The following is a 405-nucleotide window of genomic DNA, read 5'->3' as shown; positions in this document are numbered from 1 at the left end:
ACTGGACACGCACCACGGGGGCTGCGGTTTCCTGGACGCGGAGGCACAGTTGGCCAAGTACCGAGCCGTCCTGGACCACATGACGTCCTGCGCACTCGATCCCACCGAGTCCCGCAATCTCATCCACAACCTCATCCGGAAAGCCTGAGAAGGAACACCGTGCAGACCATCCGTTGGCGCAAGTCGTCCCACAGCGGCGACAGTTCGAACTGCGTAGAGATAGCCCCCACGGCCGCCGCCGTCCTCATACGCGACTCGAAGACGACGTCCGGCCCGCGGCTCGGCCTCTCCCCCACCGCGTGGGCCGCCTTCCTCACGCACATCGGTCAACGCTCTTCGACGACGTCGATCACAACAGCGAAGTGACGTTCGAGGTCGCGGGCGAACTCCTCCCCTCCCTTTCCG

Annotated in this window: 2 protein-coding genes; both read left to right on the top strand. The window is 64.9% G+C overall.

Annotated features, from left to right (window positions below; all coding sequences use genetic code 11):
* On the top strand, window positions 1–148 hold a 148-nt coding region (locus LPA54_RS40730; protein ID WP_228985457.1), incomplete at its 5' end, for a Scr1 family TA system antitoxin-like transcriptional regulator.
* A gap of 11 nt (window positions 149–159) precedes the next feature.
* Window positions 160–366, top strand: a complete 207-nt coding sequence (locus LPA54_RS40725) for a DUF397 domain-containing protein (protein ID WP_093767082.1) — start codon at window positions 160–162, stop codon at window positions 364–366.
* The last annotated feature ends 39 nt before the right edge of the window (window positions 367–405 follow it).

Source organism: Streptomyces sp. DH12 (assembly GCF_020873895.1).
In the GTDB taxonomy this organism is placed as follows: domain Bacteria; phylum Actinomycetota; class Actinomycetes; order Streptomycetales; family Streptomycetaceae; genus Streptomyces.
Note: the sequence above shows the minus strand (reverse complement) of the source record. Positions and strands in the feature narration are given on the sequence as shown.